This window comes from Kitasatospora sp. NPDC057542 (genome assembly GCF_042801945.1).
Classification (GTDB): Bacteria; Actinomycetota; Actinomycetes; order Streptomycetales; family Streptomycetaceae; genus Kitasatospora.
Map to the genome: position 1 here is coordinate 1 of NZ_JBHVFE010000775.1, position 2,068 is coordinate 2,068.

General features: G+C 70.1%; 3 protein-coding genes. 2 read left to right on the forward strand and 1 reads right to left on the reverse strand.

Going from position 1 to position 2,068, the window contains the following annotated elements:
* Positions 1 to 40: 40 nt before the first annotated feature.
* Positions 41 to 418: a MerR family transcriptional regulator gene (locus ACFU7Y_RS43340; protein WP_224278741.1), complete on the reverse strand. Its 378-nt coding sequence runs from the start codon at positions 416 to 418 to the stop codon at positions 41 to 43.
* Between the two features lie 147 nt (positions 419 to 565).
* Here ACFU7Y_RS43340 and ACFU7Y_RS43345 point away from each other — a divergent pair, with 147 nt between their 5' ends.
* Positions 566 to 1,231, forward strand: a complete 666-nt coding sequence (locus tag ACFU7Y_RS43345; protein WP_224278739.1) for a class II aldolase/adducin family protein — start codon at positions 566 to 568, stop codon at positions 1,229 to 1,231.
* Positions 1,228 to 1,632 (forward strand): carboxymuconolactone decarboxylase family protein, encoded by a 405-nt coding sequence (locus ACFU7Y_RS43350; protein WP_224278737.1) that lies wholly within the window; start codon positions 1,228 to 1,230, stop codon positions 1,630 to 1,632. The genes ACFU7Y_RS43345 and ACFU7Y_RS43350 overlap by 4 nt, the downstream gene beginning before the upstream one ends.
* The last annotated feature ends 436 nt before the right edge of the window (positions 1,633 to 2,068 follow it).

Sequence of the window (2,068 nt, forward strand, 5' to 3'; positions counted from 1 at the left end):
GGTCCGGGCCTTCGTCGTCCCGTGGTCGCGGTCTTTGCCGTCAGCTGGACCGACTCCACGTCGCCATCTGTTCCCGGAAGGTCGGGCAGCTGACGATGTCCGTCTTGCTGCACTGGAGGGCATGGGTCAGGAGCTGGTGGGCGTGGTCGAGATCGACCATGCGCTGCTCGATCTCGGCGACCTTGGCGCGGATCATCGCCTGCCTGCGCGGCTGGTCCTGCTGGAACTCCCTGACCTCGGCCAGGCTCAGCCCGGCTTGCTGGAACTTGCGCAACAGCACGATCCGCTCCGCGGCCTGCGGCGGATAGCGCCGCTGCCCACCCTGCCGTTCGGGCGGAGGCAGCAGGCCGTGGCGTTCCCAGAACCGGATGGCTGACGCGGGAACGTTGGCGATCTCGGCAAGCTGACCGATCGTCATACGCAAGCTTCGCCCCTCCCCTTTCTCTCGTCATCTCGTCGCACCGGCCCGACGCTTGACTTGAACCTTAGTTCAAGTCGCAGAGTGGCTGGCACGTGCAGCGGCGGCGAACCGGCCGCCGCCGACAGAGAATTGGGAGATGAAGAGATGACAGACGCACCTGAAGTGACGAGCCGGGCCCACCAGCTCGTCGAGGCTGCCCGGCAGCTCTTCGTGGCGGGGGTGATGTCGCACTCCGGACACGCCAACCTGAGCGTCAGGCTCGACGCCGACCGCTTCCTGCTGACCCCGGGATTCGTCCGCGACCTGGAACCCCACCAGCTGGCGACCGTCGGTCTCGACGGGCAGGTCCTGGAAGGAGAACTGCGCTCCGTCAGCGTCGAGATCATCGCCATGCACAGCGTCGTCTACCGCGCCCGCCCGCACGTGGGCGCGATCATCCACACCCACTCACCCGCCGCGACGGCCTTCGCGGTGGCCCACCGGCCGCTGCCGTGCCGCACCGAACCGATGCTCCGCTTCGGACAGCCCGAGGACGTACCGGTGGTGCCCTGGGGGCCGCGCGGGTCGGACGTGTCGGTCCGGGGCATCGCCGACGTCCTGGAACGACGCCCGACGACGGCCGCGGTCCTCCTGGCCAACCACGGGCTGCTGGTGTTCGGCCCGGACGCGGCGGCTGCCGGCCACCTCGTGGTGGCGATCGAGGAAAGCGCCGAGGCCGAGATCGCCGCCGCGGCGATCGGCGGGGCCGTGGACTTCCCCGAGGGCGCTCTGGAGGCCGTCCGGGCCTCGATCGCACGGGTCTCGTCATGACCGACCACACCTTCGCCGAGCGTTCCGAAGCCCTGCGGGACCGCTACCGCACGACGCTCGGAGCCGTCCCGGGCGCGGTGGAGGACCGTCTGCGGGTGGCCCAGGCCTTCGGCCGGCTCCCCACGGAGGAGGCGTTCACGGCCCTGCGCCACATCGTGCTGGCCGACAGCCCACTCGGTGGTCGAGTGCAACAGTTGGTCCACTTCGGGCAGCTGCTGGCTCTCGGTCGGGCGGAACCGGCCCGGATCCACGCCCGGGGAGCACTCCACGCGGGCGCCGGCATCGCCGACCTCATCGGAGTCGCCGAGACCGCGCTCATCACCTCGGGCACGCCGGCCTACGCGCTCGGCATCGAGATCATCGTCGAACTCCTGCAGGACGACGACGGCCAGGCCGGCTGACCACCGAACAGGTGACGCAGGGCGCGCGAAGTCGCTGTCCTCTGCCCGGGGCTGGTCGAGCAACGGGCCCCACGACTCCTCCCGGCCTAAGGCGGGGCGGATGGCGCAGCTCGCCCGGAGTCTGCTGATGGACCCGGGAGAGCCCGGTCTTCGAGGCCACCAGCGCCCCCGGGCACCTGTTTCGGCGCATGGCCCGGCCCGGCCCTGGTCTCAGTTCTGGTCTCGTTCACCCCCGTCCGGCTGGGTTCGGCCGCTGCCCAACGGTTCGCTTCCCCGCAGGTCAGAACGGGTACGGACGCCGGCGGACAGGGTTCGGGAGAATTGGAAAGCGTGTTGGGGGCAACCCCTCACGAGTTCGAATCTCGTATCCTCCGCCTTCACGAAGGCTGCGCAGCGCCCGCAGAAACGTTTCCTGGACGAGGTCGTCGGCCAGCCG

Bases quoted from the DNA above. Each gene is read 5' to 3' on its own strand.
- ACFU7Y_RS43345 (WP_224278739.1), top strand. From the start codon at position 566: ATGACAGACGCACCTGAAGTGACGAGCCGGGCCCACCAGCTCGTCGAG.
- ACFU7Y_RS43340 (WP_224278741.1), bottom strand. From the start codon at position 418: ATGACGATCGGTCAGCTTGCCGAGATCGCCAACGTTCCCGCGTCAGCC.
- ACFU7Y_RS43350 (WP_224278737.1), top strand. From the start codon at position 1,228: ATGACCGACCACACCTTCGCCGAGCGTTCCGAAGCCCTGCGGGACCGC.